Below are 15043 nucleotides of genomic sequence, written 5' to 3'. Positions count from 1 at the left end.
GGCGCCGAGGGGATGGTCGACTGCCCCGAGTGCGGTGAGCCCAGCAGCCTCGTGCGGATCGCCACCTGGGGTCACTGCCGGGTCTGCCGCACCGCCGACTCCCGGGCGACCCAGCCCCTGCGCTGGTGAACCGGCCCGACTGAGCGGTCGCCCCCTCCGCCCTCGCCCCTCCACCCCCGCCCCCGCCCCTTCGGGTGAGTGGCGCCGGCCACTGGTGCAGTCCGGCCGCCCGCGGTCCGACAACTGATCCGTGACCTCCGGAGCCCTCGCCGCACCCATGCGGGCCATGGCCGCTCCGACGCGGGGCGGCCCGGCCGCCGTCCGCACGCTCAGCCGGCCACTGCTGCTCTCCGTCCTGGCGGCCTGCGCCACCCTGTCCGCCGGGCTGCTGCCGGGACGGACCGCCGTCACCGTGGCGGTGACGGTGAACTTCCTCGCCGTCGTCGGGGTGCTCGTCCTCCTCACCCGCGCCGGGCGCCGGAGCGCCCACCCGGCCGGCTGGCGCTGGTACGCCGCCTCGGTCGCCGTGGGCGCCGGCGGTGCCCTGGCCGCCGCGTCGGTGCTGCCCTGGGGGCAGACCGCCCTGGGCAGCGTCCCCGGTCAGCTGCTGGTGGTCGTGGCGATCCTGCGGATGCTCGACCGGGCGTCGCTCCGGGCCGCCCGGGCGCAGGTGGCGACGATGTTCACGCTCTTCGTGATCGCCGACCTGCTGACCGTGCACACGCTCTACCACCTGACCATCGCCCGGGACGGCGTACTGGCCCTGTCGGAGACGATCGCGCTCTTCGCGCTGCTGTCCAGCATCGCCCTCGGCACCGGCTTCTCGCTGGTCCTCATCGCGGTCTGCCCCGCCGCCCAGCGTCCGGTCGGCTGGCTGCTGTTCGCCTCCCAGGTCGCCACCGCACTGGCCGGCGCGTGCTCCTCGATCGCCTCCGGGCCGGGCTACGTCCAGTACCTGGCCTGCGCGCTGAGCGTCCTCGGGCTGGCCCTGCTGGTGGTCGCCTGCCACGCCGACCGACCGCAGCCCACCGCCGACCGCGGGCGCGTGGACGGCTCCGCCCTCGGCGCCATGCTGCCGCACGCCACCGCGCTGGCCGGCGGCTCGCTGCTGCTGCTCAGCGTCCCGGTCACCGGGACGCTCACCATCTTCGGGACGACGCTCGGCGTGCTCGGGCTGGGCGCCCTGCTGGCCCACCAGGTGGCGTCCTGGCGCACCCAGCAGCGGCTCACCACCGACCTGCAGCGCAGCGAGGCCTACTTCCGCACGCTGGTGCGCGGCAGCGCCGACCCGGTGCTGATCCTCGACGACCAGCTGCAGGTGCAGTGGGTCTCCCCCGCCATCACCGCGCTGCTCGGCCTGGACCCCCAGCGCATCGTCGGCCACTCGATCGCCGCCGCCGTCCACCCCGACGACGCCCCGGGCCTGGTCGCCGCCCTCAGCGCCGCCTCGACCGACCCGATGGAGACCAAGACCCGGACGGCGCGGGTGCGGCACCTCGACGGTCGATGGCGACTCATCCAGTCCCAGGTCCGCGACCTGCGCGGCGACCCCGACGTGGGCGCCCTGGTGCTCTACTGCCGGGACGTCAGCGCCAGTGCCCCGCAGCCGGCCGAGCCCGTGGTCACCTTCAGCACGAGCGACCCGGCGACCGGCCTGCCCAACCGCTCGGCCCTGACCCAGCGCCTCGCCGCCACCCTCCGCGCCCCGTCGGCCAGCAGCGCCTCCCTCGTCGTGCTGGGCGTCGACGGGCTCCCTGCGGGCGACGACGTCGCGGTGCTGCGCGAGCTCACCACCCGGTTCGCCCGGGCCCTGCGCGGCGACGACTGGCTGGCCCGCTCCGGGGTGAGCGAGTTCGCCGTCCTGGTCTCCGGCACGGTGGCCGACGCCGAGGTGATCGCCGGCCGGCTGGTCGCCGCCGTCGAGCCGGTCGCCATCGGCAACGGCACCCTGCGGCTGACCGCCGCGGCCGGCGTCACTCCCCTGGACGCCGACGCGGACGCCGGGGACGCGCTGCGCTGGGGCGACCTGGCGCTGCGCAGCGCCCGCGCCGCCGGTCCCGGCCGGGTCCGCCGGCACTCCGACGCCCTCCGGATCACCCAGCAGCGCGAGGAGACCCTGCGCACCGACCTGCACCAGGCCCTCGCCGAGGGTCAGCTGCGGCTGGTCTACCAGCCGGTCGTCGACCTGGCGCTGCACCGCACCGTCTCGGTCGAGGCGCTGCTGCGCTGGCGGCACCCCGTGTACGGCGAGGTGTCGCCGGCGGAGTTCGTGCCCCTGGCCGAGGAGTCGGCGTTGATCACCGAACTGGGTCGGTGGGTGCTCGCCGAGGCCACCGCCACGGTCGCCGCACTCCCGCACCCGGACCTGGCGGTGGCGGTCAACGTCTCGGCGCGGCACGTCCGCAGCGGCGAGCTGGTCTCCGACGTGCTCCAGGCCCTGGGGTCCAGTGGGCTGTCCGCCTCCCGGCTGGTCCTGGAGATCACCGAGTCGGTGCTGCTGGACGACGAGCACGTGACCGACGACCTGGCCGCCCTGCGGCGGCTGGGTGTCCGGATCGCCGTCGACGACTTCGGCACCGGCTGGTCCTCGCTGGCCTACCTCGTCGGCCTGCCGATCGACGTCCTGAAGATGGACCGGCAGTTCCTCGCCGACGTCGAGACCGACCCGCAGCGCCGGGCACTGTGCAGCTCCGTCCTGCACCTGGGCACCAGCCTGGGCCTCGTCGTGGTCGTGGAGGGCGTCGAGACGGCGACCGAGCTGCAGCTGCTGCGCGACATGGGCCACCGGTTCATCCAGGGCTACCTGCTGGCCCGGCCGCTGGACGAGGCCGCGCTGACCACCCAGCTCCCAGGGCTGGGCGGGGCGCCGGTGCCCACCTCGGCACCGGGGCTGCCCCGGGCCGCGGACGACGGACTGCCGAGGTGAACCAGGTCAGGCGGGCACCGCTGAGCCTGGTGCTGCTCGGCGCGCTGGTCGCCCTGGGCATCGCCGTGCCGGCCAGTCCGCACGGGGCCGTGCCGCAGTGGGACAACCTGGTGCTGGCTGCGCTCGGCGGGTGGGCGGCCTGGCGCTGCGCCCGGCTCACCCGTGGGATGGACGTCCGCGACCGGCTGCCCTGGCAGGTCCTGGGCGCCAGCTCCCTGCTCTTCACCTGCGCCAGCCTGGTCACCGGGCTGGGCGTCGGCGGTGCGCTCGGCCAACTGGGCCTGGGTGACCTGCTCGTGCTCATCGCGGCCCTCGGGCCGACGGTCAGCGCCGCGCTGATCGGTGGGCGGGTCCGCGGCACCCGCTGGCCGATCCTGGTGATCGACGGGGTGCTGGTCACCCTCGCCCTCGTCGTCGTCGCCGACGTGCTGGTGCTGGCCCCGGCAGTGACGCCGGGCGCGATCGACCCCGACCTGCTGCCCCTGGTGCTCGCCTACGGCATCTACCCCGCGGTGGCCGTGGGCGTCGTCGGGGCCCTGTGCACGGTGTCGACCGCGGCCGTCCGGCGTCCGGCGACCGCGATGATCCTCATGACCGGGCTGCTGGGACTGGCCTCGGCGCTGCTCGCCGTGCACATCGTGCAGCCGGGCACGACGTGGGCCGCCGCGGCCGACGTGGCGATCGCCGGCGCACTGGTCGCCGCCGTCCACGCCGTCCAGCTGGCCAGCGCCGTCCCGGGCCGGTCCTCCGCCGCCGACTCCACCCCGACGGTGAACTCCGCCGGCCTGGTCATCGACGTCCTGGCCCTGATCGGGGTGCCGGTCACCCTGGTGACCGCCCTGCTGCTCGACCTGCGCGTCCCCGACGGCGCGCTGGCCTGCACCGCCGTGGTGGTCCTCCTGCTGCTGGTGCGGCTGTTCATGCGGATCCGGGACGGCGACCGCATCGAGGAGGACCTGCTGCGCAGCGAGGAGGACTTCCGCGGCCTGGTCGAGGCCAGTTCGGACGGCGTGGCGATCGTGGACGCCGAGCTCCGCCTCGAGTTCACCTCCCCCGCGGCCCGGACCCTGCTCGGGGTCGTCGAGGCCGACCCGCACCCCCTGCTGCTGGACCTGCTGCACGAGGAGGACCGCCCCCGCGTCCGCCGTGAGCTGACCACCGCGGCCGGCGGGGTCACCCCCGTGGTCCACCTGCGGCTGCACGGCCCCGAGGGCGAGCGCCGGGACCTGGAGGTCACCCACCACGAGCGCCCCGGCAGCGGGCGGCGGGTGCTCCACCTGCGGGACGTGACCACCCGGCGACGCCGCGAGCAGGAGCTGGAGCGGATGGCGTTCACCGACCACCTCACCCGGCTGCCCAACCGTGCACTGCTCTTCCAGGAGATGGCCGCCGGGTCGGCGACCACCGCCGAGCGGTCCCTGCTGGTGCTGGACCTCGACGGGTTCAAGGCGGTCAACGACTCCGCCGGCCACGAGGCCGGTGACCTGCTGCTGGTCGAGGTGGCCCGGCGGCTCCAGGGCCTGCTGCGCACCGACGACCTGGTCGCCCGCCTCGGCGGCGACGAGTTCGCCGTGCTGCTGGCCGGGGGCGAGGACGCCGCCGTCGAGGCCGCCCAGCGGGTGCTCGACGTGCTCGCCCGGCCCTGCCGGATCGGCGACCGCACCTTCACCGTCGGCGCCAGCGTGGGCATCTGCCGGGTGCACCCCGGGGGCGGCCAGCTCGCCTTCCGCCAGGCCGACGCCGCCCTCGGCGCCGCCAAGCGGGCCGGCAAGGGCTGCTGGCGGCTGCACACCGACGACCGGGTGGCGCAGGCCGCGGCCAGCAGCTCCGTCGCCACCGCCCTGGCCGACGGGGAGGTCCAGCTCCGCTTCGACACCATCGCCAACGGCGACACCGGCATCCTCGCCGCGCTGCACGCCCAGCCCGTGTGGCTGCACCCCGAGCTCGGCGCGCTGCCCGCGGCGGAGCTGTGGGCCGCCGCCGAACGGCAGGGCTGCACCGCGGCCCTGCAGCAGTGGCTGATCACCCGGGCCTGCGCCGACGTCGCCGCCCTCGACGACCAGTTGCTCGTCGCCGTCGACCTGCCTGCGGGGCTGGTGCACGCCGACGAGCTGCCCGGCGAGGTGGCCGTGGCGCTGGCCGCGGTCGACCTGGCACCTCCCCGGCTCACCCTCTTCGTCACCGAGGAGGTGCTGCAGACCTCGTCGGCAGCCCTCATCCCCGCGCTGCACGCCGTGCACCGGACCGGGGTCCGGATCGGGCTGGACGACTACGGCATGGGCTCCACCCTGTGGTCGCAGCTCTCCCGGCTGCCCCTGGAGGTGGTGATGGTCGACGTCCGCAACCTGTCGGCCGGCGGCAACCACGACCGGACACTGGAGGTGCTCGGCGCGATCGGCCGCAGTGCCCGCGACTTCCAGGTGTCCACCGTGGCCAAGGAGATCGACTCCCGGCAGCTGCTCCACGAGCTGCGCGTGCAGGGCGTGGTCGCCGTCTCCGGCCCGGTGCTGCCGACCGGCCTGACCGTCGCCGAGGTGGCCGCCCTGCTGCGCCACCCCGGTCCCGCGGTGGTCGCCCCCGCACCCGTCCCCGTGCCGCTGCCGCGACCACGCGCCGGAGTGTGACGACCGGGCGGGTGGTCGGCGCGACACTGACCCGGTGACCGCGCCGTCCCTGCACTTCCTCGGCCACTCGACCGTCCGGGTGGAACTGGTCGGCCGGACGGTGCTCACCGACCCGCTGCTCACCCACCGGCTGGGCCCGCTGCGGCGGGTGGTCCCCCGCCTGGCCCCCGAGGCCTGGGCCGGCGTCGACCTGGTCGTCGTCTCGCACCTGCACAACGACCACCTGCACCTGCCCTCGTTGCGCCGGCTGGGCCGCAGCACGCCGATCGTGGTGCCCCGCGGCGCCGGCCGGTGGCTCGGCCGGCACGGCTTCACCGCCGTCGAGGAGCTCGGTGCGGGTGCGAGCCTCACCGACGGCGGCCTCACCGTCACCGCCACCCCCGCCGACCACGCCGCCCACCGCTGGGGGCCGCGGTTCACCCACGGCCCGCACGCCCCGGCGGTCGGGCACCTGCTCGCCGGGGACGGCGTCACCGTCTACGCCGCCGGCGACACCGACCTCTTCCCCGGGATGGCCGACCTCGGCGACGACGGCGTGGACGTCGCCCTGCTGCCGGTGTGGGGGTGGGGCCCCACGCTCGGCCCCGGCCACCTGGACCCGGCCGGTGCCGCCCGGGCGGTGGCACTGCTCCGCCCGCAGGTCGCCGTCCCGGTGCACTGGGGCACCTTCGCCGTCGCCGGGCTGACCTCGGTGCCCAGCCCCTGGCGGGCCCGGATGCGGGCACTGCTCGTCGAGCCACCCCGCCGGTTCGCGGCCGCGGTCGCCGCCGCGGGCTCGGCCACCGCCGTGGCGCTGACCGCCCCCGGCGCCCGCGTCGCACTGGACGCCGCGGAGCCCGGCCGGGAGGGCACCTGACCGACCTCCGGTGCACCGATCGGTCCGTCCCACGGGATTTGCTGGGTGGCCACACAGCCGTCACCCTGGGTCGCAGGGGGAACGTGAAGTTCATGTGAACGCCGCCCCGCCGACGTGCCGGAGGTGGCTGGATTGCTCGACAGTGGGCTGATGCGACCTGACGCCCGGGCCTGGTTCGAGCACCGCACCACGTCGGCCACCTCCCTGGCCGAGATCGACGTCGATGCGCTGCTGCTGGCCAAACGCCGCGGCGGCCACCGGGTCAGCGTCGTCCTCCCCGCGCGGAACGAGGAGACCACCGTCGGGGTCCTGGTCCGCGACCTGGTCGAGCGCTGGGTCGAGGGTGTGCCGCTGATCGACGAGCTCGTCGTCATCGACTCCCACTCCACCGACGCGACCGCCGAGGTGGCCCGGGCCGCCGGCGCCGAGGTCGTCGCGGTCGGCGACGTGCTGCCGAGGCAGGGCGACCGTCCGGGCAAGGGCGAGGCGCTGTGGAAGTCCCTGGCGGCCACCACCGGCGACCTCGTCGTCTTCATCGACTCCGACCTGCTGGGCGACGTCAGCCACTACGTGCCGGGGCTGCTCACCCCGCTGCTCACCGACCCCCGCATCGAGTACGTCAAGGGCTGCTACACCCGCCCGCTCACCGTCGACGGCGAGCACCGCCCGGCCGGCGGGGGCCGGGTCACCGAGCTCACCGCCCGTCCGTTGCTGAACGCGCTGTGGCCGGAGCTGGCCGGGTTCGTGCAGCCGCTGGGCGGGGAGTACGCCGGCCGCCGCTCGGCCCTGGAGCAGGTGCCGTTCGTCTCCGGCTACGGCGTGGAGGTCGGCCTGCTGGTCGACCTGCTGCAGGTCTGCGGACTCAACGGGCTGGCCCAGGTCGACCTCGGCACCCGCACGCACTCCCACCAGACGGACGAGGCGCTGGGCACCATGGCCGGCCAGATCGTCTCGACCGTGCTGTCCCGCGCCGAGCGCGGCCGGTCGGACCGGCGCCGGCTGGAGCCCGGCGGGCTGCTCACCCAGTTCGCCCACGACGGGCGCGGCTTCGTGCCGACCAGCCACACCGTCGCCGTCGACGAGCGGCCGCCGATGTGCGCGGTCGACGAGTACACCGCGCACCGCGCCGGCGTCGTCGGCTGAGGAGCGGCCACCGCACTGTGCGATGAGGGCGCGTTCCCGGCCGGGAACGCGCCCTCACTGCACAGTGCCCCGCCGAGGGGCCGGAGCATCACTCAGGCGAGCGGGGTGTCGTCCAGCGCGGCCGCGAGGTCGCCGGGGGTGTCGTAGATCCCGACCGCACCGGCGTCGTGCAGCTCGTCGTCCCCGAAGCCACCGGAGCGGACGACGATCGCCGGCATCCCGGCGTTCTTCGCCGCCACCACGTCCCACACCGAGTCGCCGATCATCACGCTGCTCGTCTCGTCAGCGGCGCCGAGCATCTGCCGCGCCACCTGCAGCAGGTCCGGCTCGGGCTTGGACGACTCGACGTCACCACTGGAGGTGACGGCGTCGGCGAGGTCCCGGGCGTCGAGCAGGTCGAGGAAGGCCTCCACGTGCTTCGGCTTGCCCGAACTCGCCAGCACCAGCCGGTGCCCGCGCTCCTTGACGGCCACCAGCAGGTCCCGGGCGCCGGGCAGCGGGGCGATCTCGTCGATGAACGGGTCGACCTCCTCCACCCACCGGTCGCGGGCCTCGGCACCGATCCGCCGTTCGACCTCCTCCCCGCCGAGGGCGGCGACGAGCTGGTCACCGCCCATGCCGATCAGGCGGTGGATGCGCCAGACGGGGTAGGTCTCCCCCAGTGAGCGCAGCGCCCGGTACCAGGCCAGGGCGTGGTGGTAGTTCGAGTCGACGAGGGTGCCGTCGACGTCCATGACGGCGATGGTGGGTTCGGCCATGCCCGCTGACCTGCCCAGTCACCCGGACGACCACCCCTCCAGGGGCCAAAGTCGCGATTTTGGCCCTGGAGAGGTCAGTGCTGGTGCTGGAGGACGCCGCGGATGACCGTGCCGTCGCGCTGGTCCTGGTAGCCCTGGTTGACCTCGTCGAGCGAGTAGCGCTTGGTGATCAGCGAGTCGACCTCGAGCGCGCCGTCCTCGTAGAGCCGCAGCAGCCGCGGGATGTCCCGGTAGGCGTTGCACATCCCGTACAGCGCCCCCTGCACCCGCTGCTCGTAGACGGTGGTGATGTTGCCGGGCAGCGCGACGGTCGTCGCCATCGTGTGGTCGGCCAGGCCGGTGAGCACCAGCGTGCCGCCCTTGCCCAGGCAGCGGTAGGCGCCGCCGGTGATCTCCGGGCTGGTCGTGCCGGTGGCCAGGATGACGACGTCGGCCCCCGTGCCGCGGGACAGCTGCTTCGCCAGGCTCGCCGCCTCCTCGGTGCTGGCGACCGCGTGGGTGGCGCCCAGGGTCTGGGCGAACTCGCGGCGGAAGGCCACCGGGTCGACGGCGACGACGGCGCCTGCACCGGCCATCGCCGCGCCCTGCACGGCATTGCAGCCGACCCCGCCGGTGCCGACGACGACCACGACGTCGCCCTGGCGCACCGGCCCGGCGTTCACCGCGGACCCCCAGCCGGTCGGGACGCTGCAGGCCATCAGCGCGGCGACGTCCAGGGGCAGGTGCGGCTCGATCTTGACGCAGGAGAACTGGGACAGCACCGAGTGCTGGGCGAAGGCACCGACCATGCAGAAGCCGCCGAGCTCCTCGCCGTCCAGCCGGAACGGCCAGGTCCCGTCCGGCATCTGCCCGGTGCCGATCGTCGCGCCGAGGTCGCAGAGGTTGGAGCGGCCGGTGGCGCACCAGCGGCAGTGGCCGCACGCCGGCAGGAAGGAGGTGACCACGTGGTCGCCGGGCTGCACGCCGGTGACGCCGGCCCCGACGGCCTGGACGACGCCGGCGCCCTCGTGCCCGCCGACGATGGGGTAGCGCTGGCTCTCGAACCGCAGGTGCTCGTCGGAGTGGCACAGCCCCGCATAGGCCATCTCGACCAGCACCTGCCCCGGGCCGGGGTCGACCAGCTCGAGCTCCGCGACCTCCCAGTCGCCGGGACCCCGCAGCACCGCGCCGTGCGTCTTCATCCACCGTCTCCTGTCTCGAGCGTGACCTGGCCCACGCTAGGGGGTCCGGCGTCACCTCTCGCCGTCGGGTGGCACCCAGTGCCACCCGTCCGGTCGGCGGTGCCCGTCCCCGTACGGCACGATCGACCGTCGTGACCGGCGCCGACACCCCGAGCCCCCAGCAGGCGCCGGAGACCTCCGCCTGTCCCGGCTGCGGTGCGGTGCTCGCCGTCGTCCCCGGCCTGGTCGGCACGCACCCCGGCGCCTCGGCCAGCTGCGCCGGGCTGTTCGCCGTGACCGTGCGCGGCCTGCGCGAGGAGGCCGGACAGGACGTGCGGGCCGCATCGCTGCTCCGGGTGTCCACCGACGCCTACGACGCCCAGCACCTGGTGCCCGGCGGACCGGCCGCCGCACCGGTCCGGCTCTGCCTGGAGCTGGAGCGGAACGTCGACCACGCGCGCTCGGCCGCACTCGGCAGCCGGGTGGACGACGCCGCCCCCCGTGACCTGACCGCACCGGCGCGCTGGACGACGACCGTCGCGGACCTGGCCGCCGACCTGGACGTCGTGGACCTGCCGGCACTGGTGCGCGCCTGGGCCGACGCGGTGTGGGCGGACTGGGCACCGGCGCACGACCGGCTGCGCGCCGCCGCGGACACGGCCCTGACCGGCTGACACAGCATCGCGAGCGTCAGTTGCGCTCTACATTGTCGACCGTGGACGCGGCGACAGGAGGACGCCGGGAGCGCCGCAAGGCGCAGACCCGGGCGGAGATACGCGCGGCGGCTCAGCGCCTGTTCGCCGAGCGCAGCTTCGACGCGGTGACCATCGCCGACGTCGCCGCGACCGCCGACGTCGCGGTGCAGACCGTCTTCAACCACTTCGACAGCAAGGACGCGCTCTTCTTCGACGGCCGGACGCCCTGGGTCGAGGGGGTCGCCGCCGCCGTCACGGCCCGGCCGCAGGGCACCGGACCGCTGGCCGCGCTGCGCAGCTACCTGGAGAGCGACCTCCACCAGCTGCTGGAGCAGGAGGCGCAGCCGGAGCACCGCAGCTACCTGGAGGCCCTGGCGTGCTCGGCCAGCCTGCAGGAACGGGAGCGGACGCTGGTCGAGCAGGCCGGCGTGCGGGTGGCCGCTGCGCTGGCGACGGCACTCTCGGCGACGGAGCAGCCGGACGGCGCCTCGGTCGACCTGCTCAGCCGGCTGGCGGCCGACCTGTTCCTGGTGGCCGGGCGGGTGCTGGTGCTCGCGAACCGCCGCCAGGTGCTCGGCACGGAGCGCGGCGCCGCAGCGCACGGACCCGAGCACGCGACCACCGCCGCCACCCTCGCCATGCTCGAGGACGGGGTGCGCCGGCTCGCCCGGCAGCTGGACGTGCGGATCGACTGAAGGAGGACTCCGCTGCCCCCGCCCCTCGGCCCCGTCCAGAGGCTCGTCCCGAGCTCGCGAGGGATGAGGAGGACGGGGCCCTCCCTCAGCCGGGCGGCAGCTGCGCCAGCTCGACGATCGGCAGCAGCACGTCGGTGACCAGCTGCTCGACCTGCGCGGTGCTCATCGTCGCCGGACCGAAGGCCGTGTAGCGCTGCCACCACAGGGCCTGCACCGCCGACCCCAGCAGCGCGACCCGCTGGTGCGGCAGTTCACGCCCGCGGGCGGCCTCCCGCGCCGCGAGCTCGCGCACCGCACCGGCCAGCGGGCGCACCAGCGCCTCCTCGAGGCCGGCGCGCAGGTCGTCGTCGTGCCGGGCTGCCCCGACCAGGCTCGCGGCGGCTCGCTCCGCCCGGTCCAGCGGCCGGGTCCAGCGGGCCAGCAGCTCGCAGAGGTCGCTGCGCAGCGACCCGGAGTCGGCGGGCAGCTCGACCAGCGGCGCGGTGCTCAGGGCGTGCCGCGCCAGTGCGGCCATCGTGGGCCACCGCCGGTAGATGCCGGCCTTGCCGGCCCGGGCCCGCGCGGCCACGCGGTCGCTGTTGAGCCTCCCCCAGCCCTCGTCGGCGAGGATCTCCACCGCCACGGCCACCAGTTGCTCGGACAGCTCCGAGGACAGTGGGCGCCCCGGAGGACGGGCGCCGGCGGGTCGCGGAGGCAGGTCGGTCGTGGTCACCGTGCAATCGTGCCCAAGAAGGTGGAGTGACCACAACAACCGAGCGACTCCAATCGAGAACACATGTCGCCGGGCAGGTCGGGGAGCGCCCTCAGGCCGACGCGGCGGGCTCCACGTGCACCTGCAGGCTGGCCCCGTCGTCCGCCGTCCAGCCCTTCGCGCCGGCCTGCTCCACCATCCCGTCGAAACGCTGCGCCCAGTCGTCGGCGGTCGCCTGCGGCTCGGCCGCGGCGCGCAGGGCCGCCACGTCGAGCAGGCCGGTGTCCCCCTCGGTCAGCCGGCCCAGGCCCGCCTCGCGCAGCGCCCGGTCGACGTCCTCGTCGGTCAGCGCGCCGACGGCCAGGTGCAGCCGGGCCAGGTCGTCGACGTCGGCCACCCGCACCTCGGGCACCTCGTCGGCACCCCCGATCACCTCGACGATCATCCGTGTCCTCCTCCTTCAGGCGTGCCATGGGAAGCGGGAGAAGTCGGCCGGGCGCTTCTCCAGGAACGAGTCCCGACCCTCCACCGCCTCCTCGGCCATGTAGGCCAGCCGGGTGGTCTCCCCGGCGAACAGCTGCTGACCGACGAGCCCGTCGTCGATCAGGTTGAACGAGTACTTGAGCATCCGCTGGGCGGTCGGGCTCTTGGCCACGATCCGGCGTCCCCAGTCCAGCGCGGTGGCCTCCAGCTCGGCGTGCGGCACGACCCGGTTCACCATGCCCATCCGGTGCGCCTCCTCGGCGGAGTACTCCTCGCCGAGGAAGAAGACCTCCCGGGCGAACTTCTGCCCGACCTGGCGGGCCAGGTACGCCGAGCCGAACCCGCCGTCGAAGCTGCCCACGTCGGCGTCGGTCTGCTTGAACCGGGCGTGCTCGGCGCTGGCCAGGGTCAGGTCGGCGACCACGTGCAGGCTGTGCCCGCCACCGGCCGCCCAGCCCGGGACGACGCAGACGACGACCTTCGGCATGAACCGGATCAGCCGCTGCACCTCCAGGATGTGCAGCCGTCCGTTCGCGCCGTCGCCGGCCTCGTAGCCGTACTTCCCGCGCACCCGCTGGTCCCCGCCGGAGCAGAACGCCCAGCCGCCGTCCTTGGCGCTGGGGCCGTTGCCGGTGAGCAGCACGCAGCCGATGTCGGTGGCCAGCCGCGCGTGCTCGAAGACGGCGAGCAGCTGGTCGACCGTCTGCGGCCGGAAGGCGTTGCGCACCTCGGGCCGGTCGAGGGCGATCCGCACCACCCCGGCGTCGACGGCGCGGTGGTAGGTGACGTCGGTCAGCTGCTCGAAGCCCTCGACCGGCCGCCAGGCGGTGGGGTCGAAGATCTCGGAGACGTCGGCGCGGGCACTCACGGTCCCGAACCTAGCCGCAGCAGGATGCCCCCGCTCCGCCGAGCCGGGGTCTCCTCGCCGCCCCGTGCTCTGCTCAGCCCGGGTGAGCGGAGCACGAGTGGCCCCGGACTGGTCTGATGGAGGTGTGGAACTCCGGATCGGGACGTTGAACCTCGCCTCCGGCCGGGACGGTGCCGGTCGCTCGCTCGACGCCGCGGCACTGCGGGGCGCGCTGGCGGAGGTGGACGTCGACGTCCTCGCCGTCCAGGAGGTCGACGTGGGCCAGCCCCGGTCGCACGGTGTCGACCAGGCCGCCGAGGTGGCCGCCGCGCTCGGTGCGCCCGAGTGGCGGTTCGCCGCAGCCGTCGCCGGCACCCCCGACCCGTTCCGCAGCTGGACCCCGGTCGACCCGCCGGTGCTCCGCGGGTCCTGGGAGACGCTGACCGGCCCGCACTACGGGATAGCGCTGTTCAGTCGGCTGCCGGTCCACCGCTGGTCGGTGCTCGCGCTGGGCGCCGGCCGGGCCCGGCTGCCGCTGCGGGCGCCCGACCCGCGCACCGGGCAGACCCGCCGGTGGTGGTTCCCCGACGAGCCGCGGCTGGCGATCGCCGCCGAGCTCGAGCACTGCACCGTGGTCTGCACCCACCTGTCCTTCGCGCCGCACACCGCGCTGCGCCAGCTGACCCGGCTGCGCCGGTGGTGCGCCGAGCTGCCCGGCCCGGTGGTGCTGGCCGGCGACCTCAATCTGGTGGGGCCGGTGCCCGCGCGGGTGTTCGGCGCCACGCGACTGGTCAGCGCGCCGAGCTATCCGGCCCCGGCGCCGCGGGTGCAGTTCGACCACCTGCTCGGCCCGGCCGGCCTGGACCCGCAGCGCCCCGAGGTGCGGCAGCTCCCGCTCGGCGACCACCGGCTGGTCACCGTGTCGGTGTCCCCGGGCTGAGCCCTCGCGCGGGCCGCGTGGCCCCCGGGGGCGCCCGCCCACGGTCAGCTCTGCGCGGCAGCCTCCTCGCGCTCCCGTCGGCGGCCGTCGGTCGCCGGCAGCCACCGGTCGGCCGCCCAGTAGACCAGCAGGAACACCAGGGCCAGGAGCACGACGAGAGCGGTGTTCCGCAGCGCGACCGCGAGGCCGAGGTCGCGGGCGTCGAGGAAGAAGTAGGGGTACCAGCGGCTCTGCGCGCCGTGCCACATCGTCCAGCCGATCCAGGCCACCGGGAAGATCATCGCCCAGGCGACCGTGCCGCCGGTGATCCGCGGCCGCGGCCCGAAGACCAGCCAGCCGCCCACCATGGCCAGCGGTGCCAGGTAGTGCAGCACGAGGTTGGTCCACACGGTCACGCCGGTGGGGTCGACGGTCGGCGACAGCAGGACCGAGAAGACCAACCCGGTGACCGTGATGGCCAGCAGCGCGTCGAGCACCAGCACCCGCCAGAGGCGGCCGGAGCGCACCGGGTCGAGCGCCAGGGTCGTCGCAGCGGCCAGCACCAGCACGTTGCTCCCGACCGTGAACAGGCTCAGCCACCGGACCACCTCTGTCACCGTGGTGGTGCGGCCGCCCGCCGCCTCGAGCACGGTGCGCACCAGGGACGTCGCCAGGCACGCCCCGACGACGAGTGCCACCACCGCCCAGTAGCCCCGCGCGATCTGCCGTCCGCTCATGTGGCGTCGGAGCCGGTCACCGCGCGCGCCAGCACCGGCAGGGTCGCGGCGAGCCCGGGGTGGAGCACGGGCAGCGCGTCGAGGGCGAACCAGCCGACGCCGGCGCTCTCCTCGTTCAGCGCCAGGTCGTCGGGCTCGAGCGCGCCGGCGGGCGTGGCCAGCACGGTGGTGTAGCTCCAGCCGCCGTGGTCGTCGACCCACTCCGCGCCGAGGACGACGTCCACAGGGCGCAGCCCGAGCTCCTCCCCCGCCTCGCGCAGCGCGCCGTCGGCCGCGGACTCCTGCGGGTGCAGCGCGCCGCCCGGGGTGCCCCAGGTGCCGCCGTGGTGCGACCACTCCACCCGCAGCTGGAGCAGCACCTCGACACCGTCGGCACCGGGCCGGTGCAGCAGCAGACCGGCCGCGCCGGCCAGGCCCCAGTGCCGGTGGCCCAGGGCGCAGGTCGTCCAGCCATCGGTCGGAGAGCGCACGCCGACAGTCTGCCGTGGGTTGACCGGTCGCCGCGCGGG

Annotated in this window: 14 protein-coding genes; 7 read left to right on the top strand and 7 right to left on the bottom strand. The window is 75.3% G+C overall.

Annotated elements, in window-relative coordinates:
* Window positions 1-286: 286 nt before the first annotated feature.
* The 4 genes from IN07_RS10510 to IN07_RS10495 all read left to right on the top strand — a co-directional run bounded on the left by IN07_RS10510 (window position 287) and on the right by IN07_RS10495 (window position 7549).
* Window positions 287-2926 carry a putative bifunctional diguanylate cyclase/phosphodiesterase gene (locus IN07_RS10510; protein ID WP_156119125.1) on the top strand — a complete coding sequence of 880 codons (2640 nt, stop codon included), beginning with the start codon at window positions 287-289 and terminating at the stop codon, window positions 2924-2926.
* Entirely contained in the window at window positions 2923-5550 is a 2628-nt protein-coding gene (locus IN07_RS10505; protein ID WP_036335668.1) for a diguanylate cyclase domain-containing protein, read from the top strand. The genes IN07_RS10510 and IN07_RS10505 overlap by 4 nt, the downstream gene beginning before the upstream one ends.
* A 34-nt stretch (window positions 5551-5584) precedes the next feature.
* On the top strand, window positions 5585-6406 hold the full coding sequence (locus tag IN07_RS10500; RefSeq protein WP_036335666.1) for an MBL fold metallo-hydrolase: 822 nt from the start codon (window positions 5585-5587) through the stop codon (window positions 6404-6406).
* A gap of 150 nt (window positions 6407-6556) precedes the next feature.
* Window positions 6557-7549 carry a glucosyl-3-phosphoglycerate synthase gene (locus tag IN07_RS10495; protein WP_036335664.1) on the top strand — a complete coding sequence of 331 codons (993 nt, stop codon included), beginning with the start codon at window positions 6557-6559 and terminating at the stop codon, window positions 7547-7549.
* Window positions 7550-7641: 92 nt separating this feature from the next.
* On the opposite strand, the gene IN07_RS10490 is transcribed toward IN07_RS10495, so the two are convergent.
* Both IN07_RS10490 and IN07_RS10485 read right to left on the bottom strand, forming a co-directional pair.
* Window positions 7642-8307 carry an HAD family hydrolase gene (locus IN07_RS10490; RefSeq protein ID WP_036335662.1) on the bottom strand — a complete coding sequence of 222 codons (666 nt, stop codon included), beginning with the start codon at window positions 8305-8307 and terminating at the stop codon, window positions 7642-7644.
* Between the two features lie 74 nt (window positions 8308-8381).
* Window positions 8382-9488: an NDMA-dependent alcohol dehydrogenase gene (locus IN07_RS10485; protein WP_036335661.1), complete on the bottom strand. Its 1107-nt coding sequence runs from the start codon at window positions 9486-9488 to the stop codon at window positions 8382-8384.
* A 131-nt stretch (window positions 9489-9619) separates the two neighbouring features.
* Between IN07_RS10485 and IN07_RS10480 the strand changes: the two genes are divergently transcribed.
* Complete coding sequence (locus tag IN07_RS10480) at window positions 9620-10141, top strand: DUF5946 family protein (RefSeq protein WP_036335659.1); 522 nt, start codon at window positions 9620-9622, stop codon at window positions 10139-10141.
* A gap of 41 nt (window positions 10142-10182) precedes the next feature.
* Window positions 10183-10857: a TetR/AcrR family transcriptional regulator gene (locus IN07_RS10475; RefSeq protein ID WP_052091115.1), complete on the top strand. Its 675-nt coding sequence runs from the start codon at window positions 10183-10185 to the stop codon at window positions 10855-10857.
* 85 nt (window positions 10858-10942) lie between these two features.
* Here IN07_RS10475 and IN07_RS10470 read toward each other — a convergent pair whose 3' ends face one another.
* From IN07_RS10470 to IN07_RS10460, 3 genes are all read right to left on the bottom strand, one after another.
* A complete protein-coding gene (locus tag IN07_RS10470; RefSeq protein WP_231558100.1) occupies window positions 10943-11569 on the bottom strand; it encodes a TetR-like C-terminal domain-containing protein in 627 nt (208 codons plus the stop codon).
* A 91-nt stretch (window positions 11570-11660) separates the two neighbouring features.
* Window positions 11661-11993: a hypothetical protein gene (locus tag IN07_RS10465; RefSeq protein WP_036335654.1), complete on the bottom strand. Its 333-nt coding sequence runs from the start codon at window positions 11991-11993 to the stop codon at window positions 11661-11663.
* Window positions 11994-12008: 15 nt separating this feature from the next.
* Window positions 12009-12899, bottom strand: coding sequence for a 1,4-dihydroxy-2-naphthoyl-CoA synthase (locus IN07_RS10460; RefSeq protein ID WP_036335652.1), 891 nt, complete (start codon window positions 12897-12899; stop codon window positions 12009-12011).
* A 124-nt stretch (window positions 12900-13023) separates the two neighbouring features.
* Between IN07_RS10460 and IN07_RS10455 the strand changes: the two genes are divergently transcribed.
* Complete coding sequence (locus IN07_RS10455) at window positions 13024-13818, top strand: endonuclease/exonuclease/phosphatase family protein (protein ID WP_036335651.1); 795 nt, start codon at window positions 13024-13026, stop codon at window positions 13816-13818.
* Window positions 13819-13862: 44 nt separating this feature from the next.
* Here IN07_RS10455 and IN07_RS10450 read toward each other — a convergent pair whose 3' ends face one another.
* Window positions 13863-14534 (bottom strand): Pr6Pr family membrane protein, encoded by a 672-nt coding sequence (locus tag IN07_RS10450; protein ID WP_036335649.1) that lies wholly within the window; start codon window positions 14532-14534, stop codon window positions 13863-13865.
* Window positions 14531-15004: an NUDIX domain-containing protein gene (locus IN07_RS10445; protein WP_036335648.1), complete on the bottom strand. Its 474-nt coding sequence runs from the start codon at window positions 15002-15004 to the stop codon at window positions 14531-14533. Before IN07_RS10445 ends, IN07_RS10450 begins: the two co-directional genes overlap by 4 nt.
* Between the last annotated feature and the right edge of the window lie 39 nt (window positions 15005-15043).

This window comes from Modestobacter caceresii (assembly GCF_000761485.1).
GTDB lineage: Bacteria > Actinomycetota > Actinomycetes > Mycobacteriales > Geodermatophilaceae > Modestobacter > Modestobacter caceresii.
This window is presented reverse-complemented; position numbering and strand designations above follow the sequence as displayed.

What these genes read in the sequence shown, in the direction of transcription:
- IN07_RS10510 (WP_156119125.1), top strand. Translation starts at nt 287, where the DNA reads ATGGCCGCTCCGACGCGGGGCGGCCCGGCCGCCGTCCGCACGCTCAGC.
- IN07_RS10495 (WP_036335664.1), top strand. Translation starts at nt 6,557, where the DNA reads ATGCGACCTGACGCCCGGGCCTGGTTCGAGCACCGCACCACGTCGGCC.
- IN07_RS10490 (WP_036335662.1), bottom strand. Translation starts at nt 8,307, where the DNA reads ATGGCCGAACCCACCATCGCCGTCATGGACGTCGACGGCACCCTCGTC.
- IN07_RS10485 (WP_036335661.1), bottom strand. Translation starts at nt 9,488, where the DNA reads ATGAAGACGCACGGCGCGGTGCTGCGGGGTCCCGGCGACTGGGAGGTC.
- IN07_RS10465 (WP_036335654.1), bottom strand. Translation starts at nt 11,993, where the DNA reads ATGATCGTCGAGGTGATCGGGGGTGCCGACGAGGTGCCCGAGGTGCGG.
- IN07_RS10450 (WP_036335649.1), bottom strand. Translation starts at nt 14,534, where the DNA reads ATGAGCGGACGGCAGATCGCGCGGGGCTACTGGGCGGTGGTGGCACTC.